This window comes from Polaromonas sp. P1_F2 (genome assembly GCF_056405735.1).
Genome location: NZ_JBFUBN010000014.1, coordinates 82,156 through 108,013 on the forward strand (window position 1 = coordinate 82,156; position 25,858 = coordinate 108,013).

Consider the following 25,858-nt stretch of genomic DNA (forward strand, 5'->3'; position numbering starts at 1 on the left):
ATGTTTCTTTGGGGTTGATGAATAAGGCGCCTTGCTGCTTGCGCATGCAATTCACGGCCCCCCGGCGTTGGTCATCACATCTCAACCATAAACGAAAATCATAGGCACACTCTACACGCAGGCCGGGCTCCTGCGCTCGGATTGCGAACCGACTACGGGTTTTCACAGGGACTGATCCCTTTCCAGCAGCGCTTTTCGCGTGGCCGCGCTCTCCAATTGTTTGAGCCACCACTGCAGTGCGCGGCCTTCCTTGCCGTCGGGCGCGCGCAGCCAGGCATAACTCATGGGCACCTGGCGCGGGGCGCGCTGCATGCGCTTTTCCACCAGCCGGCCGGTGATGACGTGGGGGCGCGCCAGATATTCGGGCAGGAAGCCGCCGCCCAGCCCGCGCAGCTGCGCCTGCAATTTTTCCTGCATGCCGGGCACGGTGAAGATGTCTTGCCCGCCCAGCAGGCCCACCGTGATGCCGCTGCCGCGCTGCACCGAATCGGCGACCGCCACGGCACGGTGCGGCATCAGCATGGCGTCGGTCACGGGCTCCGGCGCCTGTGCCAGCGGGTGGTGCGGCGCCACCGCATAAATGAAATGGATGCTGCCCAGCGTCTTGTGCTGCACCGCGGTATTGACCGCCGGCTCGATGGCGACCCCTATGGCCAGGTCGGCCTGGCCCGAGGTGAGCGCCTCCAGCGTGCCCGACAGCGCTTCTTCGCGCAGGCGCAGGCGGGTGGGCGGGTTCAGTGCGAAAAAAGCCTCGCACAGCTCCATCACCGTGGTGCGCGAGATCACGCTGTCGACCGCCAGCGTGAGCTGCGGTTCCCAGCCCGTGGCCACGCGCTTGACGCGGTTGGCCACGGCGTCGAGTTCCGCCAGCAGGCGGTTGCCCTCGCGCAGCAGCTCCTTGCCGGCTTCGGTCAGTTTTGCCTGGCGTGAAGAGCGGTCGAACAGCAGCACGTCCAGCGCGTCTTCCACCTGGCGGATGCGGTAGGTCAGGGCGCTGGGCACCAGGCCCAGTTCGCGCGCCGCCGCCGCCATGCTGCCGGCGCTGTGAATGGCGCCTATCAGTCCCAGGGTTTCCGGCGTCAGGGCGTCGCGCACGCGGTTGTTGATCGTTGCCATAAGAAAGATTCAAATAATTTGAATGATGCCATCAAAGCGCGGCAATGGAAAGCGGGGTTCCCGCGCCTACATTGGAGTCATCGCAAACGAATCACAACGCATTTTCAACGCACCTTGAAAGGAGCACCTCATGATGACTTTAAGAACTTCCAGCGAACGCGGTTACGCCGACCACGGCTGGCTCAAATCCTTCCACTCCTTTTCGTTCGCCGGTTATTACGACCCGGCCCACATGGGCTTCGGCAACTTGCGCGTCATCAATGAGGACCGCATCGCGGCCGGCCGCGGCTTCGGCACCCATGGCCACCAGAACATGGAAATCATCAGCTATGTGCTGAGTGGTGAGCTTGCCCACAAGGACAGCATCGGCAACATCAAGGGCATCCCGCCCGGCGACGTGCAGCGCATGAGCGCCGGCACCGGCGTGCAGCACAGTGAGTTCAACCACGCCGACGGCCAGACCACGCACTTCCTGCAGATCTGGATCGAGCCCAATGTGACCGGCATTCCCCCGAGCTATGAGCAGAAGACCTTTGCCGATGCCGAAAAGCGCGGCGCCCTGCGCCTGGTGGCTTCGCCCGACGGCGCCAAGGGCTCCGTGCTGATCCATGCCGATGCCCGGCTGTATGCCGGCCTGTTTGACGGCACGGAAAGCGCCACGCTGGCCTTGAGCGCGGCACGCAAGACCTATGTGCACCTGGTTCGCGGGCAGCTCGAAGTCAACGGCCAGCTGTTGAAGGCCGGCGATGCCGCGGCGCTGCAGTCGGAAGCGACGCTGCAACTGGCCCATGGCCGGGACGCCGAAGTGCTGGTGTTTGACCTGGCGCCGTAAACCTGCAGGCCCGATAACACCCTGTAACCCATCACCCAGGGCAAGCGCCGAATGCGCATCGGCGCATGGCGCTTGCCCAGAGTGTTTTTTTCCTCCATCATTTCCCCCGTTTACTTCATTAACAAGGACTCACCATGCTCAATTCCCTGCAAAACCCCCTCTCCCTGATCGGCCGCCTGCTGCTGGCCCTGCTGTTCGTGCCTGCCGGCTTCAGCAAGATCGCCGGCTTTACCGGAACGGTCGGCTATATCGCCTCCAAAGGTGTGCCGCTGCCTGGAGTCGCGGCCGCCATCGCCATCGTGGTGGAACTCGGCCTGGGCATTCTTCTGGCCGTGGGCTTCCAGACGCGCTGGGCCGCGCTGGCCATCGGCGTTTTCACGGTCGTCATCACCTGCATCTTCCATGCCTTCTGGACCGACCCCACGCAACAGATGATGTTCTTCAAGAATATGGCCATCGTCGGCGGCCTGTTCAGCATCGCGGCTTTCGGCGGCGGCGCCTGGAGCGTGGACGGCCAGCGCAAAGGCTGATCCACAAACGGGGCTGCAGCGAGGGAGTTCAGGCCCGGGCTGCAGCCCTTTTGTTTTCTCGTTTCTTTATCCTCTTTATCCATTCCCCGCGAAAGCCCCCGAATGCCCAAAGTTGTCGTGATTTACCACTCCGGCTACGGCCACACCCAGCGCATGGCGCAGTCGGTGGCCGAAGGCGCGGGCGCCGAGCTGCTGGCCATAGACGCCGACGGCAACCTGCCCGAAGGCGGCTGGGAAACCCTGAACGCCGCCGACGCCATCATCATGGGCTCGCCCACTTACATGGGCAATGTCAGCTGGCAGTTCAAGAAATTTGCCGATGCTTCTTCCAAGCCCTGGTACAGCCAGGCCTGGAAAGACAAGCTCTTCGCCGGCTTCACCAACAGCGCCGCGATGAACGGCGACAAATTCTCCACGCTGAACTACCTGTTCACCCTGGCCATGCAGCACGGCGGCATCTGGGTCAGCCAGGGCATGCTGCCCAGCAACAGCAAGGCCGCGCTGCGCAACGATGCCAACTACCTGGGCTCCTACAGCGGCGCCATCGCGCAGTCGCCGTCCGATGCCGGCGCCGGCGAAATGTCCGCCGGCGACCTGGAGACGGCCCGCAGCTTCGGCGAACGTGTTGCCGGCGTCGCGGCGAAGTTCGCGCCGTGACCCGGCTTTTCCCTAGCGCACAGGAACCCCATGACCATTGAACTCCAACGCGATCTCACCGCTGCGATGGCGCAGCAGCTGCAGATCCGCAGCCACAGCTTCACCGCCGACGTCGGCGAGGCCGAAGGCGGCGCCGACATCGGCCCCAGCCCGCACGATCTCTACGATGCGGCGCTGGGCGCCTGCAAGGCCCTGACCGTGATGTGGTACGCCCGCAAAAAAGGCATCCCGGTCGAGGACATCCACACGCGCATTGAACGCGATGATTCACAGGAGCGCAGCGGTGTGTACAAACTCGCGGCCAAACTCCAGATCAAGGGTGATTTGACCGACGCCCAGCTGCAGGAACTGCACGCCGTGGCGCAGAAGTGCCCCGTGCACAAACTCATGACCACGGTCACGACCGAAATCACCACCGAACTGGAGCGCCTGCCATGAGCGTTGCACTCAAACTTACGGGCCACCACAAGGACCTTGGCGGCGGTTTTATGGTGCGCCGCCTATTGCCCGCCGCGCAGCAGCAGTCGGTCGGCCCTTTCATCTTTTTTGACCATTTCGGCCCCGTGACCGAGCTGCCCGGCACCAATCACGACGTGCGGCCGCACCCGCACATCGGCCTGGCGACGGTGACCTACCTGTTCGAGGGCGCCATGATGCACCGCGACAGCCTGGGCTCGGCCCAGCGCATAGAGCCCGGCGCCATCAACTGGATGACCGCGGGCCGCGGCATTGTGCATTCCGAGCGCGCGCCCGAAGACCTGCGCGGCACCGCCTATGTGAACCACGGCCTGCAGCTGTGGGTGGCCTTGCCCAAGGAGTTTGAGGAAACGGCGCCCGTGTTCTCTCACACGCCAGCGGAAACGATTCCTTCCACCGCGGTGGACGGCGCCCGGGTGCGCATCCTGGTCGGCGAGGCTTTTGGGGAAACTTCGCCCGTCAAGACTTTTTCCAAAACGCTTTACCTCGACGTGGCCCTGGCCGCCGGCACGCCTTTCACGCTGCCCCCGCTGGCCGAGCAGATGGCGCTGTATTCGGTGGACGGCGACCTGCTGGTCGACGGCGAGCCGCTGGCCATGCACACCCTGGCGACGCTCGCGCCCGGCGCGGCCGTGCAGCTCAGCGCGGGGGCGGCGACGCGCCTGGTGGTGATAGGCGGCGACGCGCTCGATGCGCACCGCTTCATGTGGTGGAATTTTGTTTCCAGCCGCAAGGAGCGGATCGTGCAGGCCGGCGAGGACTGGGAAGCGCAGGCCATGGGAGAGGTGCCTGGCGAGACCGAATTCATTCCGCTGCCGGAGCGGAAATTCACGGCGGGCTGAAGCCGGGGCCTCAGGCTGCCGAGCCCGGCTTGTTTACACGTAGGTCAAGAGAATCTTCGCGAGCGCTTCGGGGGCCAGCCGCGGCACATCGTGCGCGCAGTCGAGACGATGCGTGGCCCATTCGGGGTCCAGCCGCAGGCGTTCGTATAGCGCAATAAACGGGCTTCCCTCCCAGCCAAACGCCGCGATGAAGACTTTGCCGCTGGCCTTGCGCCAGTCGCCGGTCAACTGGATTGCCTGCAGAAAGGTGGCCATGGGATGGGGACGGCAGCGCATGTCAAGATGGGCGGCCGGCGCACAAGCCAGACCATCGGCGGCCGCGCCGGCGATGAAGCGCTCCCGATAGTTCGGGGTGGTGAGCGACCAGACCGATGCACCGTTGTCCGGTACATAGGCGTCGACATAAACGATGGCCTTGACGCGCGATGGCGCCCTGTCCGCCGCGCCGGTGATGACCATTCCGCCATACGAATGACCGACAAGGATGGCGGGCGTGTCGCCCCCGCGAAGCGCTTGAACTACCTCGTTGATGTGGTGTTCGAGATTGGCGCCGGGCGCGGGCTCGTCACCCAGCCCCGAGAGTGTGAGCGCCTGGACTTCGTGGCCTTCTTTTGCCAGCGCATGGCTGACAGCGTCAAATGCCCAGCCTCCGTGCCAGCCCCCGGGCACCAGGACAAATCTTGCCATCGTTGGAGACCGCGTTCGCGTTCAGTGCTGACAGGCTCCAGGAGGCCCTAGCCAAGCGCCAGGTCACGCGCGAGGCGCAGGCCGCTGAACTGCCAGCGGGCATCGGGCGGGAAGAAGTTGCGGTAGCTCGCGCGTATGTGGCTTTGCGGCGTGGCGCAGGAGCCGCCGCGCAGCACAAACTGGTTGCACATGAACTTGCCGTTGTACTCGCCGACCAGGCCTTCCCAGGGCTTGTAGCCGGGGTAGGGGTTGTAGTTGGACTGGGTCCACTCCCACACGTCGCCAAACATCTGCGCGGGCAGGCCGTGGCTGCCCTCTTGCTGCGGTAGCGGGTGGAAGGCGGATGTCTCCACAAAGTTGCCTTGCGGGGCGGGGCCGACGGGGAGGCCGCGCGCGGCAAGCTCCCATTCAAACTCGGTCGGCAGGCGCGCGCCGGCCCAGCGCGCAAAGGCGTCGGCTTCAAAATAGCTGAGGTGGCAGGCCGGCGTGTTCGGGTCGACGTCTATCAGGCCTTGCAGCGTGAAGTGCTGGTAACTGCCTTCCTCGCCTTGCCAATAAAAGGGCAGGCTGACCTTGTTCTCGGTGACCCAGTCCCAGCCCATGGACAGCCATAGCTCGGGGCGCTGGTAGCCCTTGTCGGCGATGAAGGCCATGATTTCGCCGTTGGTCACGGGGCGGCTGGCCAGCTCGAAGGCCGCCACATAGGCCTTGTGGCGCGGCGTTTCATTGTCGAAGGCGAATTCGCCGTCGCGCGCTGCGTCAAAACCGTGTTCCACCAGGCCGGCCTCGTGGCGCAGCCAGTCAACCGGCTGCGGGTGTATGCCGGCCAGCGGCCAGCGGCTGGCATAGGCCGGGCGCGCGGGGTTGAAAGACAGCGCGTGCTTGATGTCGGTCAGCAGCAATTCCTGGTGCTGCTGTTCGTGGTGCAGGCCCAGGGTCACCAGTTCGGTGAGTTCCCGCTGCTGCGCGCTGTCGGCGCCGGCTTCCACGGCGGCGATCACCGCCAGCATGCGCTGGTTGACCTGCGCGCGGTAGGCCAGCACCTCGTCCAGCGAAGGCCGGCTGATCAGGCCGCGTTTGGGCCTGGGGTATTTATCGCCCACGCCGTTGTAATAGCTGTTGAACAGCACACGAAAGCCCGGATCGAAAGGCGTGAAGCCGGGCTCAAAACGTTCGAGGATAAAGGTCTCGAAAAACCAGGTCAGGTGGGCCAGATGCCATTTGGCGGGGCTGGCGTCCGGCATGGACTGCAACTGGCAGTCTTCAGGGCTCAGGGGCTGGATCAGCACCTCGGTTTGCTGGCGCACGGCACTGAAGCGCCTGGCGAGCGGGGAGGGCAATGCATGGGCGGCCTGGTGGCGCGCGGGGGAAGTGTCTGTGGGCATGGTGGCTACCGTTAAAAAGGGGACGGCGGGCGGGCGTGGGATGCGAACGATTCAAAAGCTTCGCACGGGGCTTGGGGCTCAGCTGTCAGACAAAAGCCCGAAATTTTCGGTGCTGCGGGCGGCAGGGGGTGGCTGCAAGGCTTTGGGGGATGGATTGACCTGGGGTTTGAGCTCCGGGTCCACGGCACGGCGTTCGTCAAAAACAAAACATTCACCGTCGAAATGCGCGCGCCCGCTCTCTTCGAAGTATTTGAGGATGCCGCCGTCGAGCTGCCAGACGTTCTCCACCCCGGCTTCGCGCATCAGGATGGCGGCTTTCTCGCAGCGAATGCCGCCGGTGCAAAAGCTCACCACGGTCTTGCCGGCGAGCTCCTCTTTGCGCGCCAGCAGGGCTTCGGGAAACTCGGTGAACTTGCGGATGCGCCAGTCGATGGCATGGCGGAAGGTGCCGACGTCGGCCTCGAAGTCATTGCGGGTGTCCAGCGTCACCACCGGGCGGCCCGTGTCGTCGTGGCCGGCGTCCAGCCAGCGCTTGAGCGTGGCGGCGTCCACCGCCGGCGCGCGTCCCGCGGCGGGCTGCACGGCCGGGTGGTTCATGCGGATGATTTCCGGCTTGACCTTGACCAGCAGCTTGCGAAAGGGCTGGGCGCCCGACCAGCTTTCCTTGGCCTGCAGGTCGGCAAAACGCACATCCTGTTTCAACCATGCCAAAAAATCATGAATATCGCCGGCCGGGCCGGCCAGAAAGAGGTTGATGCCTTCTTCGGCCAGCAGCACCGTGCCCCTGATGGCATGGCCTTGCAGCCGTTCGGCCAAGCTGGCTTGCAGCGCCGCGGGCTGGGCCAGCGCGACGAACTTGTAGGCTGCAATGTTCAGGATTTGCATGATGCGTTTGATTGTAGGCAGGCATGCATGCCCTTGCACCGGGCTGCGGCCCTTCAGCGGACAGCCTCGGCCCTAAAATGGCCTTCATGTTTGTCCATTTGCGTCTCCACACCGAATTTTCCGTCGTCGACGGCACCAACCGTATCGATGAAATCGTGGCCGCAGCGGCCGCCGACCGGCAACCGGCGCTGGCCATCACCGACCTGAGCAACCTGTTCGGCACTGTCAAGTTCTACAAGGAAGGGCGCGGCGCGGGCGTCAAACCCCTGATTGGCGCCGACATCTGGGTGCAGGTGCCCGGCAAGGATGCCGCCACGCCCGCCGCGCGCCTGCTGCTGCTGGTGCAGAACCGCCAGGGCTATCTCAACCTTTCCGAAATCCTCACGCGGGCCTGGACCAAAAACGTGGTGCGCGACCAGGCGGTGGTCAAGCTCGAATGGCTGCAGGAACTGGGCGAAGGCCTGATCGCGCTGTCGGGCGCGCAGGGCGGCTCCGTGGGCCAGGCGCTGCTGCAGGGCGACAGCGCCCGCGCCGTGGAATGCGCGCTGTATTTCGCGGGCCTGTTCCCCCACCGTTTTTACCTGGAATTGCAGCGCGCCCAGCGGCCCGACGACGAACGCCATGTGGCGGCGGCGGTGCAGCTCGCGGCGCGGCTCAAGCTGCCGGTGGTGGCCACGCATCCGGTGCAGTTCCTGACCTACGAAGACTACGAGGCGCATGAGGCGCGCGTCTGTATCTCGGAGGGCGAGATCCTGGGCAATACGCGCCGCGTGCGCAAATTCACGCGCGAACAGTACTTCAAGTCGGCCGAGCAGATGCAGGTGCTGTTCGCCGACGTGCCCACGGCCCTGGCCAACACGCTGGAGATTGCCAAGCGCTGCAACCTCACGCTGGAGCTCGGCAAGCCCATGCTGCCCGATTACCCGACGCCCGAAGTGGGCGGCGTGCGCATGCCAATCGATGAATATTTTCGCCAGGCCTCGTTTGAAGGCCTGGAAGATCGCCTGGCGCACCTGTACCGCGATGCGGCGCTGCGCGACCAGAAACGGCCGGAATACGTCAAGCGCCTGGAGTTCGAGATCAACACCATCCTCAAGATGGGTTTTCCCGGCTACTTCCTGATCGTCGGCGACTTCATCAACTGGGCCAAGAACAACGGCTGCCCGGTCGGGCCGGGCCGGGGTTCCGGCGCGGGCTCACTGGTAGCTTATTCGCTGAAAATCACCGACCTGGACCCGCTGCAGTACAACCTGCTGTTCGAGCGCTTCCTGAATCCGGAGCGGGTGTCCATGCCCGACTTCGACATCGACTTCTGCCAGAGCAACCGCGACCGCGTGATCGACTACGTGAAGGACAAATACGGCAAGGAGGCCGTCAGCCAGATCGTGACCTTCGGCACCATGGCGGCGCGAGCCGCCATCCGCGACGTGGGCCGCGTGCTGGATTTTCCCTACGGCTTTTGCGACGGCATCTCCAAGCTGATTCCCAACAAGCCGGGCCAGCACATCACGATTGAACAGGCGAAGGAGCAGGAGCCCGTCCTGGCCGAACGCGAGCGCAAGGAAGAGGATGTGCACACGCTGCTGGAACTCGCGCAGAAGCTCGAAGGCCTGACCCGCAACGTCGGCATGCACGCCGGGGGCGTGCTGATCGCGCCCAGCAAGCTGACGGATTTCTGCCCGCTGTATGCCCAGCCCGGCAGCGACTCCGCCGTGAGCCAGTTCGACAAGGACGACGTGGAGGCCATAGGCCTGGTCAAGTTCGACTTCTTGGGCCTGGCCACCCTGACCATCCTGGAGATCGCAAGGGAATTCATCATCGCGCGCCACCCGGCGCAAAAAGACTTCAAGTTCGAGGACCTGCCGCTCAATGACCGCAAGGTCTACGAGCTTTTCGGCCGGGGGCAGACCGAAGCCGTGTTCCAGTTTGAAAGTATCGGCATGCAGCGCATGCTGAAAGACGCCAAGCCGGACCGCCTGGAAGACCTGATCGCGATGAACGCCTTGTATCGCCCGGGGCCGATGGAGCTGATCCCGACCTACATCGCGCGCAAGCAGGGCAAGGAAGTGCCCGAGTACCCGGACCCGCGTGTCAAGGCCATCCTCGAAGAGACCTACGGCATCATGGTCTACCAGGAGCAGGTGATGCAGACCGCGCAGATCCTTGGCGGCTACTCGCTGGGCGGCGCCGACTTGCTGCGCCGCGCCATGGGCAAGAAGAAAAAAGAGGAGATGGACGCCCAGCGCGAGATCTTCCGCAAGGGCGCGGGCGAGGGCGGCCTCAGCGAAGAGAAAGCCGACGAGGTCTTCGACCTGATGGAAAAATTCGCGGGCTACGGCTTCAACAAGTCGCACTCCGCCGCCTATGCGCTGCTGGCCTACCACACGGCCTGGCTCAAGGTGCACTACACCGCCGAATTCTTCGCCGCCAACATGACGGTGGAAATGGACGACACCGACAAGCTCAAGATCTTGTTCGGCGACGCACAGAAGATGGGCCTGCAGTTCGAGTCGCCCGACGTCAATCGCGGCGAATACCGCTTCGAGCCCATCAGCGCGACCTCGGTGCGCTACGGCCTGGGGGCCATCAAAGGAACGGGCCAGCAGGCGATTGCCGCGATTGTCGCGGCGCGCAAGGAAGGCGGCCCCTTCACTTCGATTTACGATTTTTGCGTGCGCGTGGACCGCAGCCGGCTTAACAAGCGCACGGTGGAAGCCCTCATCAAAGGCGGCGCCTTCGACAACCTGCAGCTCAACCGCGCTTCGCTGCTGGCCTCGGTGGACCGGGCTTTTGAGTTCGCCGCCGCGACCGAAGCCAACGCCAACCAGGGCGGGCTGTTCGACATGTCCGACTCGCACGCCGCCAGCACGCAGGAGCCGCCGCTGGTCGAGGCCATGCCCTTCGGCGTGAAAGCGCGTCTGGTGCAGGAGAAAACCGCGATCGGCTTTTACCTCTCGGGCCATTTGTTCGACGAGGTGGAAACCGAGGTGCGCCAATTCGCCAAGCGCAAGATCGAGGACCTGATCGATTCGCGCGAGCCGCAGCTGCTGGCCGCGATTTTGAGCGACCTGCGCATCATCAACGGCAATCGAGGCAAACTGATCATCTTCAAGCTCGACGACAAGACCGACGTGCTCGAAGCTTCCGTGGACGAAGCCACCTTCAACACCAACCGCAACCTGCTCAAGGACGACGAACTGGTGATCGTGCAGGGCACGCTGCAGGGCGCGTCGGAGCGCTTCGGCCGCCGCTTCAAGGTCACGCAGGTGTGGGACCTGGAAACCGCGCGCTGCAAGTTCGGCAAATACCTGCGTGTGGCCGTCAACGGCAGCGCGCCCGACATCTCACGGCTGGTGCGGGATTTCCCGCCGCGCCGCGAAATGTCCGACCAGGGCGAGATCAGCCGCGGCCTGCCGGTGCGCCTGAGCCTCAGGCGGCAAAACACCGAAGGCGGCGCGACGGCAGAACTGCACCTGGGTGAGGCGGCCAAATTCTTCCCGACCGATGCGGCGCTGGCCAGCTGGATGGCGCAGGCCGACAGGGGGCTGGTGCAGATCGTTTACGAGTGAGCCGGAGCCGGGTGCCCCTTCACACGGGCGCGGGCAAGGCTTGAATTGACGGCCGGCGCTAATTGCGCGGCCGCATTTCCAGGATCAAGGTGGTGTCGGGTATGCGCCCGTCGACGTCTCGCGGCATGACGCGGGTGCGGATGATGGCGTTGATGGCAGCATCATCCCAGGCTTTGTTGCCGCTCGATTGAACCAGCCGCTGGCTGATGACGGTGCCGTCCAGCGTCAGGCGGACCTCCACCTTCGCCATGGGATTGCCGGTGAAGTCCTCGGTGAACACCACGTTAGGCTTGATGGCCGCCCTGACGATCGCGCCGTAAGTCGTGGAGCCACCGCTGGATTTTTGCGCTGTGCCCTTGGATTCCGCATCCCCGGTGGCGCCGGCCATACCGGTGATGCGGCGCAGGTTTTCCTGGCGCACTTTCTCCGCGGCGGCCTGGGCGGCTTTCTGCTGCGCGGCGTCCTTGTTGTCCTTCTGGGCTTCCAGCTTTTTGGCGTCTTCCGCCGCCTTGCGTTTGGCCAGGTCTTCCTTGGCTTTCTTCTCGGCGGCTTTCTGCTTTTCCAGCTCTTTGTCTTTTTTGGCTTGCAGTTCAGCCTTCTGCTTTTCTTTCAGGGCTTCCGCTTCCTTCTGTTCCTGCACCAGCTTGCGCTTCTTCTCCTGCTCCAGCGCGATGTCCACCTTGGGGGCGGGCGGCGGCGGGGGCGTCCTGACTTCCGGGGTGGGTGTGGGTGGGGGAGGCGGCGGCGGTGTGGGTACTTCGACCGGTTTGGGCGCGGCCTGCTGCGCCGGCACATTGGTCCACAGCTCGGCCTGGAAGGCGACGTCCGGGGTGCTGCGCTTCCAGTTGACGCCCCAGGTCAGGGCGGCGATCAGCAGGACGTGCACCAGCAACGCCAGCGCGAACGCGTGGCCCGACCCGCCGTCCCGGGGCGGAAGAAAGTCGAGGCGGTCTGCGGCGCTGGGCATGGGGCTGTGCGGGCGGCTACTTGTTGCCGGTCTGTACCGACAGGCCCACGCGCGACACACCGGCTTTTTGCAGGTTGTCCATGACCTGGACCACGGTTTCGTACTTGATGGATTTGTCGGCGCTGATCACCACGGGCACGGCCTGCGCGCCCTCGGCCTTCACGCCCGGCTCCAGCTTCGCGATGTCGGCCGCGACATTGCGCACATTGCTGGGCACGCTGTCGGTCTTGATCTTGATCTGCACGGTTTCGTCCTTGCTGATCATGATTTGCACCGGGTTCTGCGGCTGGCTAGGCGCCCTGCCGACCTTGGGCAGCGCGATCATGCTGGGCGTGATCAGCGGCGCCGTCACCATGAAGATGATGAGCAGCACCAGCATGACGTCGATGAAGGGCACCATGTTGATCTCGCTGATGGTGCGCCGGTTGCGGCCGCGGCGGGAATTGACTGCTGGCATCGCTATCTCCTCTTGGCTTAGTGGCCGGAAGGTGATTGGGCGCCCAGGTTGCGCTGCAGGATGTTGGAGAACTCTTCAATGAAGGTTTCCAGCCGGTTGGCGACGCGGTCTATGTCGTGCGAGAAGCGGTTGTAGGCGACGACGGCCGGGATGGCGGCGAACAGGCCGATGGCGGTGGCGACCAGCGCCTCGGCGATGCCGGGCGCCACCGTGGCCAGCGTGACCTGCTCCAGGGCCGCCAGACCGGTGAAGGCGTGCATGATGCCCCAGACGGTGCCGAACAGGCCGACGTAAGGCGATACCGAACCGACGGTGGCCAGGAAGGACAGGTTGGCCTCGATGGCGTCGAGCTCGCGCTGGTAGCTGGCGCGCATGGCGCGGCGCGCGCCGTCCAGCAGCGTGCCGGGATCGGTGATGTGGCGTTCGCGCAGCTTCTGGTATTCACGCATGCCGCTGGCGAAAATCCGCTCCATGGGGCCGGAGTGCTTGGCGTTTTGCGCGGCGCCGGAAAACAGGTCGTTGAGGCTGGTGCCCGACCAGAACTCGCGGTCGAACTCGTCGTTGAGCGTCTGCACTTTGTTGAGCGCGATGACCTTGCGGAAGATCGCGGCCCAGCTGGCGATGGACACGCCGACCAGCAGCGCCACGACGGCCTGAACGACCCAGCTGGCATTGAGGATGAGGCTGACGATGGACAAGTCTTGGTTCATGTTGTGGCCGTATCGTGTTTTAAGCTGTCAAGAATGGAGGCTGGTATTCGCCGTGGCTGCAGGCTGGCGGCATCGACCCAGCCGATCCGTATGCTGCCCTCGCAAAGTAAAGGCGCCGGTTGTGCCGGCATCTGCTCTGTTTTTAATAGCACCTGCTGGCTGATTATCATGGACGCGCGGCCGGCTTCGACCAGGCTTGCCGTAACAATCAGTTCATCGTCCAGGCGGGCGGAACGATGGTAGCGGATGCTGGTTTCCGCCACCACGAAAATGCCGCCGGTATTTTCCCGCAGGCGCTGCTGTTCAATTCCCAAAGATCTGAGCCATTCGGTGCGCGAACGTTCAAAAAATTTCAGGTAGTTCGCGTAAAACACAATGCCGCCCGCGTCGGTGTCTTCCCAATAGACCCTGACGGGCCAGCTGAAAACCCGCGCGGCCGGCTTCATGCCAGCACCGCCTTGAGCCGGGCCACGGCCTCGTGCAATTGCGCCATGGAGTTGGCGGTGGAAAAGCGCACGAACTGCTCAGGTGCGGCATGGCCGAAATCGCGGCCCGGCGTGACGGCCAGGTGGGCGCGCTTCATGAGCTCGAAGGCGAAGTCCCAGCTGCCGCTGACGCCCAGGCGCGCGGCGGCCTGGGTGCAGTCGGCATAGGCGTAAAACGCGCCGTCGGGCATCACCGGCACCGTGAGGCCCAGGCGATTCAGTTCCGGGATGAAGTAGTCGCGGCGCGCCTTGAATTCGGCGCGCCGGCGCTCGTATTCCTGCAGGCTTTCTGGCTCGAAGCAGGCCAGGGCTGCATGCTGGGCCACGGTGCTGGGGCAGATGAACAGGTTTTGCGCGATGCGTTCGATCACGGGCGCCAGCGCCTCGGGCACCACCAGCCAGCCCAGGCGCCAGCCGGTCATGTTGAAGTATTTGCTGAAGCTGTTGATGCTGATCACGCTCTGGCCCAGCTCGCCGGGCATGGCCAGCGCCGAGTGGCCGAAGTGCTCTTCGTAGCTCAGGCCCAGGTAGATCTCGTCGATCAGCGTGATGCCGCCGCGGCCGTGCACGAATTCGTGGATGCGTTGCAGTTCTTCGGGCGCGATCGAGGTGCCGGTCGGGTTGGAAGGCGAGGCCAGCAGTACGCCGCGCGTCTGCGGCTTCCAGGCCGCTTCGACCTTCTCGCGCGTGAGCTGGAAGCGTTCGGCCGCGGTGGTCGGCACCAGCACCGCATTGCCTTCGGCGGCGCTGACGAAATGCCGGTTGCAGGGGTAGCTGGGGTCGGGCATCAGGATTTCATCGCCGGCCTCGATGAGCGCCAGGCAGGCCAGCTGCAGCGCGGCCGAGGCCCCCGCCGTGACGATGATGCGGCCGGGTGCCACATCGGCGCCGAAGCGCGAGGCGTACCAGGCGCTGATGCGTTCGCGCAGCGCCGGCAGTCCGGTGGCCTGGGTGTACTGCGTGTTGCCCTGCGAGATCGCCCGGGCCGCGGCCTCCTGCACCAAGGGCGGCGCAGTGAAGTCCGGCTCGCCGATGTTCAGGAAGATCATGGGCCGGTCGCTATGGGCGAACTCCTGCGCCAGCGCCGAGGCCGCCTTGGCAACCTCCATGACATAAAACGGCTCGATGCGTTGAGCCCGCCGGGCGATTCTCACGTCAGGCGCTTTCACCGGGCAGGTTGTTTGGCTTTGTCGGAAGCGACTTCCGCGGCGCGAAGGGTGGGCGCCATCTTGTTGAGCACGCCGTTGACGTATTTGTGGCCGTCGGTGCCGCCGAAGGCTTTGGCGAGTTCGATGCACTCGTTGATGACGACGCGCCAGGGCACATCCAGGCAGTGGGTGAACTCGTAGGCGCCTATCCAGAGCACCGCATGCTCGATCGGCGAGATCTCGGCCATGGGCCGGTCCAGCAGCGGGGTGATGCCGGCGTCCAGCGATTTCGCGTCCGCGATGCAGCCGTGCAGCAGGGCGTCGTAGTGGGCCGAATCGGCTTTGTGAAAACCCACCAGGTCGCGGGTGAAGGCATCGATGGAGTCGGCCTCGTTGCGGCCGACCAGGTGCTGGTAGAGGGCCTGCAGGGCGAATTCACGCGCGCGGGTGCGCGCCGATTTGTCGGCGGCTTTTTTGACGCCGGTGTCGGTCAGGCCGGTGCGGGTCTGCGGCGGGCGCTTGGGTTTGATGATGGGATCAGCCATGAAAAATGCCAGTCGGGGTTAAGGGTGGGAGCGCAAGCTCAGGCAATTTCATTGATCAGGTTGGCCATTTCGACGGCGACGCGGGCGGCATCGCGGCCTTTTTCGACCTGCCGGGCCTGGGCCTGGGCGAGGTTCTCGGTCGTCAGGATGGCGTTGGCGATGGGCAGCTGGTAGTCCAGCGCCAGGCGCGTGACGGCGGAGCCGCTTTCGTTGGCCACCAGCTCGAAGTGATAGGTTTCGCCGCGGATGATGCAGCCCAGCGCGATCAGCGCGTCGTACTTGTCGCTTTCGGCCAGTGCCTGCAAGGCGCAGGGCACCTCGAGTGCGCCGGGCACCAGGACGTGCCGGATGTTGTCTTCGTGCACGCCCAGGGCGGCGAGCTCGTGCTTGCAGGCCTCGGCCAGGGCGTTGGTGATGCTTTCATTGAAGCGCGCCTGCACGATGCCGATGGAAAGTTTTTTGCCGTCCAGCTTGTCGGCCGTCCCTTTTTCTGCTCCAAACACGGTGTTTCCCTTTTGATTGATTATGAATTTCAGGCGAGGTGACGCAAACGTCAGTCCCTGGTGATGTAGCCGACGATCTCCAGGCCGTAGCCCGTCATGCTGGGCATGCGGCGCGGGTTGCCCATGAGGTTCATGCGGTGCACGCCGCATTCACGCAGGATCTGCGCGCCCACGCCGTAGGTGCGCAGGTCCATGCGGCCGCGCTCGGGGGCCTGGCTGGCGCGCGCCGTGCCTTCAAACTGGGCCAGCAACTGCGCGGCGCTTTCGCCGCAGTTGAGCAGCACGGCCACGCCGCGGCCTTCGTCGGCGATGTGCTTGAGGCTCTGGTCCAGGCTCCAGGAATGCATGGGGCGGCCGGTTTCCAGCACATCCAGCACCGACAGCGGCTCGTGCACGCGCGCGGCCACGACGTCGTCGGCCGACCATTCGCCCTTGACGAGGGCCAGGTGCAGGCCCTGGCTGGGCTTGTCGCGAAAGGCGTGGGCGGTGAACTCGCCAAAAGCGGTTTTCAGCGTGCGGCAGCCGATTTTTTCGACCAGGGAGTCGTTGCGGCTGCGGTGCTCTATCAGGTCGGCGATGGTGCCTATCTTGAGGCCGTGCTCGGCCGCGAACAGCAGCAGGTCGGGCAGGCGGGCCATGGTGCCGTCGTCCTTCATGATTTCGCAGATCACGGCGGCCGGCGAGCAGCCGGCCATGCCGGCCAGGTCGCAGCCGGCTTCGGTATGGCCGGCGCGCATCAGCACGCCGCCGTCCACCGCCTGCAGCGGGAAGATGTGGCCGGGCTGCACCAGGTCGCTGACGGTGGCGTTTTTGGCGACGGCGGCTTGCACGGTGCGGGCGCGGTCGGCCGCGGAAATGCCGGTGGTCACGCCCTCGGCGGCCTCGATGGAGACGGTGAAGGCCGTGGAATGTTTGGTGCCGTTGCGGGTCGCCATGGGCGGCAGCTGCAGCAACTCGCAGCGTTCGCGAGTCAGGGTCAGGCAGATCAGGCCGCGTCCGAAGCGCGCCATGAAGTTGATGGCCTCGGGCGTGACGTGGTCGGCCGCGAGCACCAGGTCGCCTTCGTTTTCGCGGTCTTCCTCGTCGATCAGGATGACCATGCGGCCGGCGCGCATGTCGGCGACGATGTCTTCAACAGGGGAAATGGCAGTGCTCATGGTTCAGGGCTTTTTTGAAATATTGTTGTGGGTGTCGCCCAGCATGCGCTCGACATAGCGCGCGATCAGGTCGATTTCGAGGTTGACGTGGGAGCCGGCGGCCAGCTGGCCCAGGGCGGTGTTCTGCACGGTGTGGGGGATCAGGTTGATGCTGAGCTCCGTGCCTCCCTCATCGCCCGCCAGGTCCGTGACCCGGTTGACGGTCAGGCTCACGCCGTTGACGGTGATGGAGCCTTTGTAGGCCAGGTATTTGCCGAGCTCGCGCGGGGCCAGTATGCGCAGTTCCCAGCTTTCACCGACTTCGGCGAAATGCGTGACGCGGCCTATGCCGTCGACATGGCCCGAAACGATGTGGCCGCCCAGGCGGTCGTGGGCGCGCAGGGCTTTTTCGAGGTTGATGGGGCCGGTTTCAGCCAGTCCGGTGGTTTTGGCCAGGGATTCTGCGGAGATGTCGATGGAAAAGCGGTTGAGGGCGAGGTCCAGCGAGGTGGCCGTCATGCAGGCGCCGTTCAGGGCGATGCTGTCGCCCAGGCCCACGTCGTCAAGGTAACCCGCAGGCGTCTCGATGGTGAGGCGCTTGCCGTGGTCTGAAGAGCTGCCCAGGCTTTGGATGGCGACGATGCGCCCCAAGCCGGTAATGATTCCGGTAAACATGCGCTATTTTCGCAGGGAATCCGGCCCGGACGTGGGGAAAGGCCACTATTGCCCTGTAAATGCGGTCCAGGCGAGACCCGGTGCAGGTGAAAACGGTCTAGAACTGGTCCCGGCCAACGCCGCGGGCCAGCACGCGCAGGTCGGGGCCTACCCTCTCGACGGACTGGAATTGCAGGGGCACCGCATCAGAGAGCTGTTCCAGGGGACCAAAGGAGGCCATGCCCAGGCCGGCGCCTAGCAGCTTGGGCGCGAGGTAGACCAGGAACTCGTCGACCAGCCCTTCGCGAACCAGGGAGCCGTTGAGCTTGCTGCCGGCTTCGACATGCAGTTCGTTGATTTCGCGCAACGCCAGGTCCTTCAGCATGGCCGCCAGGTCCACCTTGCCGCGGGCGCCGGGCATGCAGGTGACCGTGGCGCCACGGGCCGCCAGGGCGGCCTCCTGGGGGGCGCCTTGAACGGCGGTGTAAATCCACACCGGGCCGCCGGCCTCGAAAATTTTCGCATCCATCGGCGTCTGCAGCAGGCTGTCGACGATCACCCGAAAGGGCTGCCGGGGCGTTTCCACCAGCCTGACGTCCAGCCTGGGGTTGTCCTGGAGCACGGTGCCTATGCCCGTCAGCACGGCGCCGGCCCGGGCGCGCCAGGCGTGGCCGTCGGCCCGCGCTTCGGGCGAGGTGATCCACTGGCTCTGGCCGTTGTCCAGGGCGGTGGCGCCGTCCAGCGATGCGGCGATCTTCATGCGGACCCAGGGGGTCTTGCGGACCATGCGGCTGAAAAAGCCGATGTTGAGTTCTTTGGCCTGCGCGGCGCCGGCGCCCACGTCGACCGCTATGCCGGCCGCGCGCAGGCGCTCAAAGCCCTGGCCGGAAACTTTGGGATTGGGGTCCGCCATGGAGGCGACGACTTTTTTGATACCTGCGGCAATCAAGGCGTCGCAGCAGGGGCCTGTGCGCCCGTGGTGGGAACAGGGCTCCAGCGTGACATAGGCGGTGGCGCCTTCGGTGGATTGGCCCCGGGCCACGGCATCGCGCAGGGCCATGATTTCCGCGTGGGGGCCGCCGGCCTGCTGCGTGTGGCCAAGGCCTATGGTTTGCCCGGCGGCGGAGACCAGGACACAGCCAATGCGTGGGTTGGGCGCTGCGCTGAGGGGCGCGTTGGCCGCGGCCTGCAGGGCAGCCTGGATGAATTCGAGGGTAGAGGCTGTCTGGATGGGCTGCTGCATGGTTTCCCGCTGCGGCCACATCAGGGACGGGCCTATGGTTTTAACGCCAGCATTCCGCGATCAATGCGGTGGTCGCGCCTGCGACCGTGACGCCTTTGACACCCGCCTGCGTCAGGCTGAATCCGCCGCATTTGTCATTCGCCATGCTGGCTGTGGTCACAGGACGCATGATAAGCGTGAACGTGCTCGCGGTGGCGCTGCTGGCATTGCCGCCGGTGTTGGAGATTTCATAGAGCTGGGTGCCGTCGGCGGGGGCCCTCATGAAGGAGGGCGGCAGAGTGGCCCAGATGGTCTGGGAACCGGTGCGGTCGGCGTCGTAGCGGTCGTTGGCCGCGTAGAAACGCTGCATGTACTGGGCGGCTTGCGAGAGCGCCGCTCGCGCCGCGGCGCGGTTGCCGCGCGCGATATAGCTCTGGTAGGACGGTATGGCGATCGCGGCCAGCACGCCGATGATCGCCACCACGACCATCAGCTCAATCAGCGTAAAGCCCGCCGAGCCGCCGTTTTTTTTTGATTTGGACATCATGAGTGATTCTCTTGGTAAAGGCAGCGTTTTTTAAGCCCGGCGTCAGTTGGCGCGCGGGAAGAGCTGGCGCCACGAGCGGTTCAGGACTGCGCCCGGGCAGGCGCCGGGATGGGCTGCCCGGTAGGCGGCGTTGCTGCAGTTGGCCGTCGTGCATTCGCTGTCATGTGCCGCAGCGTATGCCGCGTCGGCGCAGCTGCCGCATTCAGCAACGTGTGCCACCGCGTAGGCCGGGTTGGTGCAGTCCTGGGGTGGGGGCGCGCCCTTGGTGCGAATCGTGATAGAGCCGCTTGCAGTCTGAATGCTTCGGAGGCCGGTGTCTTCGCCCAGCGAGTTCCGGATAATGAGGACAACGTCGACGCCATCAGCAGGTGTGCTGAAGGCGCAGACGTTCGCGTCCTTCCCGTCAATCTGTTTATCGCCATTTGTGTCCAGCGTGCCGCCCACACGGCAAGTCGCAGTGAATGGATTGATCGCGTAGGTCTCTCCTTTGCTTGTTGAGGCCAGGCAGCTCGATGCGCTGCTTTGGGGGGCAACCGTATCGATTTTGACTATTTCGTCTACTATGTTGATCTCTGAGATGGCGCGTTCACCGGTCAATGTATCTTGAGCCAGCTTCCAGCCCCGACGAGTGGACCAGTCAAGGGTGGTGACTGCCGGATTGACAAAACTGATCCCGCCGACGGAAGTAGCGCCGCCGCCATTGATTGTCTCGCCGGTGCTTGGATCGGTACCCCCTGTAGCGTCGGTCTGTTTAATACCTTCGAGTTGCGAGTCAGTAATGGAATCGGTACCCGTGGAGCCGAATGGCTTCCGGTCCCACAGGCCATAGACTTGCTGAATCGGCGTTGTTATGGAAGTGTCACCCGCCTCAAACAACTTGCCGGTACCCACGATCACTATATAGCTGGGCTTGAAACTAGGTTGGTCAGTCCGCTCAACGACAGCCGGTGCGGCTGTAATGGGCAAAGGTGTTACACCGCTGAGCGCGGTGAACAGCGCAACACCGCCGTTGCCAACGCCCCAAGCGGAGGAGGTAGCACCGCTCAGGTCGAATTTCCACAACCGGCCTTTCAGGTCGCCCGCATAGACGCCGATAATCTGCCGTTTGTCGTTGTAAACCACGCGCACACCTCCCAGCCCGTTGCCGGTCGTGTTGTCGGTCTGGATTTCCTTGAGCAGTTTGCCGGTGCCGGTCTCAACGACGAAGAGGCTGGCTTTCCCGGACTTGCTGTCGTAGCCGTTGCCGAAGATGGTCACCCAGTCGCCGCTAACCGTGATGCCACTCTGGGCTTTAGTCAGGACATTGCCCAGTTCTGCGAACGAAGTCGTGGAGTTTCCCGGCATCACAGGAAATGCTGGGTCCGCATTGACCTCCCACAAGATCGCCTTGCCATTCATATTGAGAGCGTCGGTGGCATTCAGCGCGAAGACCGACTTGGCGCCAGCGCCAGCGGTACCCACGACCAGGTTGCGCCATCCTGTGGACGTGCCTCCGCCGGTCAGATTGGGGGTTGTTAAATAGGCGTCGACCTCCATCATCGGGCCGTCCACCATGTAAGTGTGGGCATAGGGATAGCCGCTATCGGTCAGGGCTTCGAGCTTTCCAAGTGCAGACCGTGGAATATAGCCAAAGACCTCCCGGCCGCCGATGCTTGAGCCGTAGCCTTCTCCAAATGCATGCACCATGCCGTCATTGGCCCCCACAAACACCACACCTTCGGTGCGGGCCGCCTTGCTGGCCATGTAGGCGGCATAGGTGGTCAAGCCTGGGGTAGATACTGGAAGCAGCTCAAACTGGGGATTGGTGTTGTTCCTGATGTAAGCGGGTGTCGAATTGACGAGGTCACCGAGAACCGTTGGACGTTTTCTCATGCCGGCACCTTCCTTGGTCCGCACGCCACGCAGGTAGTCGATCATGTCGGAGGTCACCGCATTGCTCATCTGCATGTTGGTATTGGTGCCCTTCAGGCTGTTGGCCGCCGTGGTGATGTTGGCATAGGTGAAGTCGAGGCCTTGCTTGGTTGCGTCGGTCCAGACGAAAATCTTCCGGGATGCTGGTACGGGCAGCGTGGTAACGCCTGTTGGCTGGCCGTTGCCGTCGGTGGCGACGACCTGCCAAACTACGGAGCCGCTGGTCAAATCTTTCATTTGCAGGTTGCCCCACCATGTGCCGCTAGTATAGTAAGGGATAAATTTCTTGGTGCCCGCGACCAGATCCGTGGCGGATGCCGCCACACCGGCTTGTGAAAACTGCTGGCTGGCGATACTGCCAATGACATTACCCAGGTCCGTTGTGAATTGGGCCGCGTCGGTTACCGTGAGGAAATCGCCACCGCCGTTGTGGGCCGCGTGGCGCATGTCGTCGATCGTCGTGACGGTATTGAGTACAGGGTCGGCCCAGGCAAGGGTGCCGGCCTTGGCACTGGTTACCTCCGCATCCGTCATTTTGCCCGGGGCGCCAAAGCTGACCATATAGCTGGTCATGTTTTGCCAGAATGGGGGGTCGGAGGAAGTGCCTTTCCCAAGGTCGTTCGGCAAATCGGGACGGAGATCGGTGACCCAGTACTTCAGGGCAATATCCGCCAGCGTGTCGGCAACGCCACCCGTCCCACTGACTCTGTCTGGTTTGCCTTTGGTTCGTGCGTCGGTTTTTTCGGTCGGTTTGTACTGGTATGTTTTGCTGTTATCCAGAGCATGGGTATATGCTGGTCCCACGGTCGCGTCGACATTACCTATGCCTGCAGGGGCGGCATCCGTGTAAAAACCATCGGTGATCAACAGGGTGAATGAACGACGGCAGGATAAATGGCTGGTTGCGGTTTCGCCAGCGGGGGGGGCCCAGGGCTTGGATCCCCAGGGCCCATTGTTGGCATTGTTCTGGTAGTACTTCCCGGCCTTGTCAAGCGCGCCGCGCAGCGGCGTGCCCCCGGTGGCTACGCGCGCATCAAGCCACGAATAAAATGCACTTTTGGCCAGGCCAAAGTCCTTCATGGAACTGAGGTTGTTTAGGGGGTCTATGTCTGTGTAGGCCAGTCGAAAATTGTCGGCTTGGCTTGCGAATGCCCCGGACAACCCTGTTTTTGCCGAACTGAGGCGATCTATGTGGTAGGCACGCCAGTTCGCGATGTTCTGGCGTTCCTCGTTGAACGTGCAGGTTGCACCAGCGCAGTCCGTGCGGGTGCCGCCGTGCGGACCAAACGGGTTGGTGCTGCCGCTGCCGGAGGTGTTGGACCCATTCAGCTTGAACTTGCTGGTCGTCACTTCATAGCTGTCGTAGTCCGCCGTGTTCTTGATGGCATTGGACGTGGTGTAGGTCGTGGGATCCTTGCCTGCTTTAGGCAGGAACATGGTCACGACCGAGGAGTTGCCCACGGCCGCATTGGCCTGGAGAACACCTCCGACATAACCTGGTCCATAGACCTTTTTGGGGTTGTAAAACAGCAGGTTGTTGACAGGGGAGCTTTGACGGGGGTCGGCGCTGCTAATGCAATCCGCATGGAAGCCCGGGATGCTGGTGGAGCCCGGGGACTCAGCCAGCATCGCGGCGCTGACATGTTTGGCATAGACGCATTCCCAGTCCATGGAGCCCGAGGTATCGAGCACCAACGCGATGTTAGGCCGGACGTTCACGGTTCTGGACAGCAGCGGCTCCTGCGCGACAACCGCGAACGCACTGTCCGCCGTGATCAACGCAGCCGCGTAAAACGCAACGCCGCGCAAAATGGAAAATTTCATGGCCAGGCCTTTCATGCTCGGGTCGAGCATCATTTCATGGTTACTACAGATTGGAGCCACACCTCGGTGCCCTGGGGTGCGCTTCCATCTTTCGCGCCGACTTCAGGGCCGAAGCCTCTGGCCGTCGTGACAAAAACTTTGGTGTCGGCAGGGGTCAGGTACTGCGACATGCACTCGGGCTGGCGGGTGAAATACACCTTGGTCCCCGCGTCGCCGGACGAGGTGACCGTGACTGTCTTGAGGCTGGCCACCGGTGTCGCGCTGTCCCAGTTGCTCATGGTGGCCCAGGAGTAGGGGACCCCGGCGCCGACGGGGGCCGCCTCGGGCGCGAAGCCGGTGGCGGGGTTGGCTGCGTAGAGCTGCACCTGCTGCTCGCAGAAGCGCAGGGCTGTTTCGGCGGTCTGCCGGGCCAGCGCCTGCTGACGGCTCTGGTTGGCCACCTGCTCGGTCGACGAGGCGCCGCGAATCGAGATGCTGGCCAGAACCGAAAGAATCATCAGCATGATGAGGGCCACAATCAGGACGACGCCCTGCTGCCCGTGCATCTTCGTCTTCGCGGTTTGGCGTGGTTCAGGGATTGACATAACCCACTCCATGGTTGCGCAACAGCACCGTGGTGCGATAGGCGCGGCGCAGCTTGCCGTCGGTGATGTCGACGTCGGCGCCGGCGCAGTCTTGATAGCTGGGCTTGGTGCTCGAAGTACCCAGGTCCCCCAGCACGCGGTCTTCGCTCCTGACCACCACGCAGACTTGCGCCGCAACCACCTTGTTCCAGCGGTCCAGCAGGGACAGGGCCGCCAGGCCCGCATCCGTGGGGGTGGTGATGCCGGAGGCGCTCAGGTAACCGCGCACATTCTGGCTGTTGGGCACGGCGGGCTCGGCGACCGCGAAATTCACCGTTGCGCTTTCAATATTTTCGGCCAGCACCTGCGATTGCGCCAGGTTGCCGCTTCCGCGGCAGGTCAGCGTATTGTTCGTGATGGAGATGCGCGACTGCATGGTGTAGAAAGGAGCGCCCGCAGCACCCACGCCGTTGCCGATGCAGTCCATCGGCAGGTTGCCGGTGGTATTTTTCCCGCTGTTGAGGTCTCCCTCGTAGGCCACGGCCAGCGCGAAACCGCCGCCCGCTCCGCAGCTCAGGGCGCTCATGGCGGCAACGGTGGGATCCGTGAAATCCGTGTTGCAGGCGTACAGGTTCCAGCCGCCCAGGCCCAGGTCGTTCTTGACGCCGCCGGTGCGCGTGGGGTTGTAGCCCGCCTGGCGCAGCTCCTGGGTAAAGACGCCGAGGGCCATCTGGGCGTCCTCGTTCATCTGGCCCTGGGCCTGCGCGTTGCGCGTGGCCGTGCTGCCGGAGAGGTACATGACCACCAGCGCACCGATGATCACCATGCCCAGTGTCATGGAGATCAGCAGTTCGATCAGGGTGAAGCCTGATTGCTGCCTTGCTGCGGACTTGGCCGCGGGCATGCGAAGGCGCTGCCGCGGGCAGCTTTTTGCGGGCGAAGTCATAACTGCACCTTCATGTAAAAGCAGCGTGGCAGCGTGGCCAGGGCTTTGGCGGTGGCCGAGCAGTTGTCGGATTTCAATTCGGCGGACTGGTCGACACCAGCAACCTGGCGGGAGTTGTCCAGCACGCCGGCTTCTTCCCAGAGAATCCAGATGTCGGCCTGAGTTGCACTGGCACCGGGCCGGGCCAGCTCGACGCCACCCTGGGGCAGCAGCGCGCGAACCCGGCTCTGGAAGGCCGTCAGGTCCGCTGCAGCCAGTGTCGCAGGGGTTGTGCAGTTGGGAAAGGCGCAGGGCGCGAGGGCGGGGGGGCTGCCGGTGGTCATCATTGCCACGTCATAGTTGCCGCCTGAAAGTCCAGTCGGGTTGAGCCTGATCACTTCCGCCAGTTCCGTGGCCAGGGCACTGGCGATGGCACGGTTGGCCGCGTTTTTCTGCGCCGCGACCGAATAGGCCTGCATGCCGGCGAGCGCCAGCATGCCGAAGGACATGAGCAATATGGAAATCAAGACCTCCAGCAGCGAGGAGCCTTGCTGCCCCTTGCGTGAAGGTGGTGCTTTTTTGGTGAGGCCTAGCATGCGACGTCCCCCGTCTGGACCTTGACCCGGCCCACTGCGTTCATGCACAGGGTGCGGGTGTAGTAAGCGTTGGTGGCGAACGAGCCCGAGGCATGCACCAGCCACCGGCCCGACTGGCCGATGGCGCGGCCCGTGCCGTCGTAGATGATGCCGTTGCCCGTGGCGACAGCCGTTGGAGTGGAGACGCCGACCGCGAAAAAATCGCTGACGCCGGCCATGGGCTCCTGGGCGCGCAGCACGATGTCGGTCGCGGCATCGAAGCTGCCGTTGCCATTGCTGTCAACRAACACCACCCATCCCTCCATCCAGCCGCCGACCGTCGAACCATTGCCGGTGGAGCACGTCGGGCTTGCCGCGGTGTAGTTGGCGGTCCTGCAGATCGTCACGCTTTTCCCGCGCCGCATGGCTTCACCGCGGGCGTAGCGGGTATCCGAGATAAACCCGTTGGTGGCGCGGGTGATATTGGCGTTGGCAAGCAGGCCCATGAAGGAGGGCGTTGCGAGGACCGTCAGGATTCCGATGATGGCTATCACCACCAGCACTTCAATCAGGGTGAATCCATGCTGGATTCGCCGCATGACACGCCAGGGCGGTTGGTGGCGGAGGGGGGCAGGGCCCGCGATCGATAGATTTTCGAACATGCGCAATTGTGAGCATGCCCCGCCGGTCCCGCCTCCTGTATTCG

At 64.0% G+C, this 25,858-nt stretch carries 26 protein-coding genes; 6 read left to right on the forward strand and 20 right to left on the reverse strand.

What is annotated here, in order from left to right; all coding sequences use genetic code 11:
- Nucleotides 1-162 precede the first annotated feature (162 nt).
- Nucleotides 163-1,116 (reverse strand): LysR family transcriptional regulator, encoded by a 954-nt coding sequence (locus AC1D0O_RS22230; RefSeq protein ID WP_477655670.1) that lies wholly within the window; start codon nucleotides 1,114-1,116, stop codon nucleotides 163-165.
- A 130-nt stretch (nucleotides 1,117-1,246) separates the two neighbouring features.
- Here AC1D0O_RS22230 and AC1D0O_RS22235 point away from each other — a divergent pair, with 130 nt between their 5' ends.
- The 5 genes from AC1D0O_RS22235 (at nucleotide 1,247) to AC1D0O_RS22255 (ending at nucleotide 4,454) form a co-directional block, all read left to right on the forward strand.
- A complete protein-coding gene (locus tag AC1D0O_RS22235) occupies nucleotides 1,247-1,948 on the forward strand; it encodes a pirin family protein (RefSeq protein WP_477655671.1) in 702 nt (233 codons plus the stop codon).
- A gap of 134 nt (nucleotides 1,949-2,082) precedes the next feature.
- On the forward strand, nucleotides 2,083-2,478 hold the full coding sequence (locus tag AC1D0O_RS22240) for a DoxX family protein (RefSeq protein WP_477655672.1): 396 nt from the start codon (nucleotides 2,083-2,085) through the stop codon (nucleotides 2,476-2,478).
- A gap of 102 nt (nucleotides 2,479-2,580) precedes the next feature.
- The gene (locus AC1D0O_RS22245; protein ID WP_477655673.1) at nucleotides 2,581-3,135 is read left to right on the forward strand and encodes a flavodoxin family protein; all 555 of its coding nucleotides are present in this window, start codon (nucleotides 2,581-2,583) and stop codon (nucleotides 3,133-3,135) included.
- A gap of 30 nt (nucleotides 3,136-3,165) precedes the next feature.
- Nucleotides 3,166-3,573, forward strand: coding sequence for an OsmC family protein (locus AC1D0O_RS22250; protein ID WP_477655674.1), 408 nt, complete (start codon nucleotides 3,166-3,168; stop codon nucleotides 3,571-3,573).
- Nucleotides 3,570-4,454, forward strand: a complete 885-nt coding sequence (locus AC1D0O_RS22255; RefSeq protein WP_477655675.1) for a pirin family protein — start codon at nucleotides 3,570-3,572, stop codon at nucleotides 4,452-4,454. Before AC1D0O_RS22250 ends, AC1D0O_RS22255 begins: the two co-directional genes overlap by 4 nt.
- Nucleotides 4,455-4,487: 33 nt before the next feature.
- Here the strand turns inward: AC1D0O_RS22255 and AC1D0O_RS22260 are convergent, their stop codons facing one another.
- The 3 genes from AC1D0O_RS22260 to AC1D0O_RS22270 form a co-directional block, all read right to left on the reverse strand.
- On the reverse strand, nucleotides 4,488-5,141 hold the full coding sequence (locus AC1D0O_RS22260; protein ID WP_477655676.1) for an alpha/beta fold hydrolase: 654 nt from the start codon (nucleotides 5,139-5,141) through the stop codon (nucleotides 4,488-4,490).
- A 47-nt stretch (nucleotides 5,142-5,188) separates the two neighbouring features.
- Complete coding sequence (gene egtB, locus AC1D0O_RS22265; protein WP_477655677.1) at nucleotides 5,189-6,526, reverse strand: ergothioneine biosynthesis protein EgtB; 1,338 nt, start codon at nucleotides 6,524-6,526, stop codon at nucleotides 5,189-5,191.
- A 78-nt stretch (nucleotides 6,527-6,604) separates the two neighbouring features.
- Entirely contained in the window at nucleotides 6,605-7,411 is an 807-nt protein-coding gene (locus AC1D0O_RS22270; protein ID WP_477655678.1) for a sulfurtransferase, read from the reverse strand.
- Nucleotides 7,412-7,497: 86 nt separating this feature from the next.
- On the opposite strand from AC1D0O_RS22270, the gene dnaE reads away from it, so the two are divergent.
- On the forward strand, nucleotides 7,498-10,980 hold the full coding sequence (dnaE, locus tag AC1D0O_RS22275) for a DNA polymerase III subunit alpha (protein WP_477655679.1): 3,483 nt from the start codon (nucleotides 7,498-7,500) through the stop codon (nucleotides 10,978-10,980).
- Between the two features lie 58 nt (nucleotides 10,981-11,038).
- On the opposite strand, the gene tolA is transcribed toward dnaE, so the two are convergent.
- The 16 genes from tolA to AC1D0O_RS22355 all read right to left on the reverse strand — a co-directional run bounded on the left by tolA (nucleotide 11,039) and on the right by AC1D0O_RS22355 (nucleotide 25,751).
- Nucleotides 11,039-11,947, reverse strand: a complete 909-nt coding sequence (gene tolA, locus AC1D0O_RS22280) for a cell envelope integrity protein TolA (RefSeq protein ID WP_477655680.1) — start codon at nucleotides 11,945-11,947, stop codon at nucleotides 11,039-11,041.
- A gap of 16 nt (nucleotides 11,948-11,963) precedes the next feature.
- Complete coding sequence (locus AC1D0O_RS22285) at nucleotides 11,964-12,404, reverse strand: biopolymer transporter ExbD (RefSeq protein ID WP_436153950.1); 441 nt, start codon at nucleotides 12,402-12,404, stop codon at nucleotides 11,964-11,966.
- 17 nt (nucleotides 12,405-12,421) lie between these two features.
- The gene (gene tolQ, locus AC1D0O_RS22290) at nucleotides 12,422-13,114 is read right to left on the reverse strand and encodes a protein TolQ (RefSeq protein ID WP_477655681.1); all 693 of its coding nucleotides are present in this window, start codon (nucleotides 13,112-13,114) and stop codon (nucleotides 12,422-12,424) included.
- Nucleotides 13,111-13,560 carry a tol-pal system-associated acyl-CoA thioesterase gene (gene ybgC, locus AC1D0O_RS22295; protein ID WP_477655682.1) on the reverse strand — a complete coding sequence of 150 codons (450 nt, stop codon included), beginning with the start codon at nucleotides 13,558-13,560 and terminating at the stop codon, nucleotides 13,111-13,113. Before ybgC ends, tolQ begins: the two co-directional genes overlap by 4 nt.
- A complete protein-coding gene (locus AC1D0O_RS22300) occupies nucleotides 13,557-14,753 on the reverse strand; it encodes a pyridoxal phosphate-dependent aminotransferase (protein WP_477655683.1) in 1,197 nt (398 codons plus the stop codon). The genes ybgC and AC1D0O_RS22300 overlap by 4 nt, the downstream gene beginning before the upstream one ends.
- An 11-nt stretch (nucleotides 14,754-14,764) precedes the next feature.
- Nucleotides 14,765-15,292: a transcription antitermination factor NusB gene (nusB, locus tag AC1D0O_RS22305; RefSeq protein ID WP_477655684.1), complete on the reverse strand. Its 528-nt coding sequence runs from the start codon at nucleotides 15,290-15,292 to the stop codon at nucleotides 14,765-14,767.
- Nucleotides 15,293-15,330: 38 nt separating this feature from the next.
- Nucleotides 15,331-15,795 carry a 6,7-dimethyl-8-ribityllumazine synthase gene (ribH, locus tag AC1D0O_RS22310; protein ID WP_477655685.1) on the reverse strand — a complete coding sequence of 155 codons (465 nt, stop codon included), beginning with the start codon at nucleotides 15,793-15,795 and terminating at the stop codon, nucleotides 15,331-15,333.
- A gap of 50 nt (nucleotides 15,796-15,845) precedes the next feature.
- On the reverse strand, nucleotides 15,846-16,952 hold the full coding sequence (gene ribBA, locus AC1D0O_RS22315; RefSeq protein WP_477655686.1) for a bifunctional 3,4-dihydroxy-2-butanone-4-phosphate synthase/GTP cyclohydrolase II: 1,107 nt from the start codon (nucleotides 16,950-16,952) through the stop codon (nucleotides 15,846-15,848).
- 3 nt (nucleotides 16,953-16,955) lie between these two features.
- Nucleotides 16,956-17,606: a riboflavin synthase gene (locus AC1D0O_RS22320; RefSeq protein ID WP_477655687.1), complete on the reverse strand. Its 651-nt coding sequence runs from the start codon at nucleotides 17,604-17,606 to the stop codon at nucleotides 16,956-16,958.
- A 97-nt stretch (nucleotides 17,607-17,703) separates the two neighbouring features.
- Nucleotides 17,704-18,828, reverse strand: coding sequence for a bifunctional diaminohydroxyphosphoribosylaminopyrimidine deaminase/5-amino-6-(5-phosphoribosylamino)uracil reductase RibD (ribD, locus tag AC1D0O_RS22325; protein WP_477655688.1), 1,125 nt, complete (start codon nucleotides 18,826-18,828; stop codon nucleotides 17,704-17,706).
- A gap of 40 nt (nucleotides 18,829-18,868) precedes the next feature.
- Nucleotides 18,869-19,354: a type IV pilin protein gene (locus AC1D0O_RS22330; RefSeq protein ID WP_477655689.1), complete on the reverse strand. Its 486-nt coding sequence runs from the start codon at nucleotides 19,352-19,354 to the stop codon at nucleotides 18,869-18,871.
- A gap of 42 nt (nucleotides 19,355-19,396) precedes the next feature.
- Complete coding sequence (locus tag AC1D0O_RS22335) at nucleotides 19,397-23,122, reverse strand: pilus assembly protein (protein WP_477655690.1); 3,726 nt, start codon at nucleotides 23,120-23,122, stop codon at nucleotides 19,397-19,399.
- Entirely contained in the window at nucleotides 23,119-23,673 is a 555-nt protein-coding gene (locus AC1D0O_RS22340) for a pilus assembly PilX family protein (RefSeq protein ID WP_477655691.1), read from the reverse strand. The genes AC1D0O_RS22335 and AC1D0O_RS22340 overlap by 4 nt, the downstream gene beginning before the upstream one ends.
- The gene (locus AC1D0O_RS22345) at nucleotides 23,660-24,598 is read right to left on the reverse strand and encodes a PilW family protein (protein ID WP_477655692.1); all 939 of its coding nucleotides are present in this window, start codon (nucleotides 24,596-24,598) and stop codon (nucleotides 23,660-23,662) included. Before AC1D0O_RS22345 ends, AC1D0O_RS22340 begins: the two co-directional genes overlap by 14 nt.
- Nucleotides 24,595-25,173, reverse strand: a complete 579-nt coding sequence (gene pilV, locus AC1D0O_RS22350) for a type IV pilus modification protein PilV (protein ID WP_477655693.1) — start codon at nucleotides 25,171-25,173, stop codon at nucleotides 24,595-24,597. Before pilV ends, AC1D0O_RS22345 begins: the two co-directional genes overlap by 4 nt.
- Complete coding sequence (locus AC1D0O_RS22355; protein ID WP_477655694.1) at nucleotides 25,167-25,751, reverse strand: GspH/FimT family pseudopilin; 585 nt, start codon at nucleotides 25,749-25,751, stop codon at nucleotides 25,167-25,169. Before AC1D0O_RS22355 ends, pilV begins: the two co-directional genes overlap by 7 nt.
- Nucleotides 25,752-25,858 lie beyond the last annotated feature (107 nt).

What these genes read in the sequence shown, in the direction of transcription:
- AC1D0O_RS22235 (WP_477655671.1), top strand. Translation starts at nt 1,247, where the DNA reads ATGATGACTTTAAGAACTTCCAGCGAACGCGGTTACGCCGACCACGGC.
- AC1D0O_RS22285 (WP_436153950.1), bottom strand. Translation starts at nt 12,404, where the DNA reads ATGCCAGCAGTCAATTCCCGCCGCGGCCGCAACCGGCGCACCATCAGC.
- AC1D0O_RS22330 (WP_477655689.1), bottom strand. Translation starts at nt 19,354, where the DNA reads ATGATGTCCAAATCAAAAAAAAACGGCGGCTCGGCGGGCTTTACGCTG.
- ybgC (WP_477655682.1), bottom strand. Translation starts at nt 13,560, where the DNA reads ATGAAGCCGGCCGCGCGGGTTTTCAGCTGGCCCGTCAGGGTCTATTGG.
- pilV (WP_477655693.1), bottom strand. Translation starts at nt 25,173, where the DNA reads ATGCTAGGCCTCACCAAAAAAGCACCACCTTCACGCAAGGGGCAGCAA.
- tolA (WP_477655680.1), bottom strand. Translation starts at nt 11,947, where the DNA reads ATGCCCAGCGCCGCAGACCGCCTCGACTTTCTTCCGCCCCGGGACGGC.
- AC1D0O_RS22255 (WP_477655675.1), top strand. Translation starts at nt 3,570, where the DNA reads ATGAGCGTTGCACTCAAACTTACGGGCCACCACAAGGACCTTGGCGGC.
- AC1D0O_RS22335 (WP_477655690.1), bottom strand. Translation starts at nt 23,122, where the DNA reads ATGATGCTCGACCCGAGCATGAAAGGCCTGGCCATGAAATTTTCCATT.
- tolQ (WP_477655681.1), bottom strand. Translation starts at nt 13,114, where the DNA reads ATGAACCAAGACTTGTCCATCGTCAGCCTCATCCTCAATGCCAGCTGG.
- AC1D0O_RS22270 (WP_477655678.1), bottom strand. Translation starts at nt 7,411, where the DNA reads ATGCAAATCCTGAACATTGCAGCCTACAAGTTCGTCGCGCTGGCCCAG.
- AC1D0O_RS22245 (WP_477655673.1), top strand. Translation starts at nt 2,581, where the DNA reads ATGCCCAAAGTTGTCGTGATTTACCACTCCGGCTACGGCCACACCCAG.
- AC1D0O_RS22345 (WP_477655692.1), bottom strand. Translation starts at nt 24,598, where the DNA reads ATGACTTCGCCCGCAAAAAGCTGCCCGCGGCAGCGCCTTCGCATGCCC.
- AC1D0O_RS22260 (WP_477655676.1), bottom strand. Translation starts at nt 5,141, where the DNA reads ATGGCAAGATTTGTCCTGGTGCCCGGGGGCTGGCACGGAGGCTGGGCA.
- AC1D0O_RS22240 (WP_477655672.1), top strand. Translation starts at nt 2,083, where the DNA reads ATGCTCAATTCCCTGCAAAACCCCCTCTCCCTGATCGGCCGCCTGCTG.
- AC1D0O_RS22250 (WP_477655674.1), top strand. Translation starts at nt 3,166, where the DNA reads ATGACCATTGAACTCCAACGCGATCTCACCGCTGCGATGGCGCAGCAG.
- nusB (WP_477655684.1), bottom strand. Translation starts at nt 15,292, where the DNA reads ATGGCTGATCCCATCATCAAACCCAAGCGCCCGCCGCAGACCCGCACC.
- ribBA (WP_477655686.1), bottom strand. Translation starts at nt 16,952, where the DNA reads ATGAGCACTGCCATTTCCCCTGTTGAAGACATCGTCGCCGACATGCGC.
- AC1D0O_RS22340 (WP_477655691.1), bottom strand. Translation starts at nt 23,673, where the DNA reads ATGTCAATCCCTGAACCACGCCAAACCGCGAAGACGAAGATGCACGGG.
- egtB (WP_477655677.1), bottom strand. Translation starts at nt 6,526, where the DNA reads ATGCCCACAGACACTTCCCCCGCGCGCCACCAGGCCGCCCATGCATTG.
- ribD (WP_477655688.1), bottom strand. Translation starts at nt 18,828, where the DNA reads ATGCAGCAGCCCATCCAGACAGCCTCTACCCTCGAATTCATCCAGGCT.
- AC1D0O_RS22230 (WP_477655670.1), bottom strand. Translation starts at nt 1,116, where the DNA reads ATGGCAACGATCAACAACCGCGTGCGCGACGCCCTGACGCCGGAAACC.
- AC1D0O_RS22320 (WP_477655687.1), bottom strand. Translation starts at nt 17,606, where the DNA reads ATGTTTACCGGAATCATTACCGGCTTGGGGCGCATCGTCGCCATCCAA.
- dnaE (WP_477655679.1), top strand. Translation starts at nt 7,498, where the DNA reads ATGTTTGTCCATTTGCGTCTCCACACCGAATTTTCCGTCGTCGACGGC.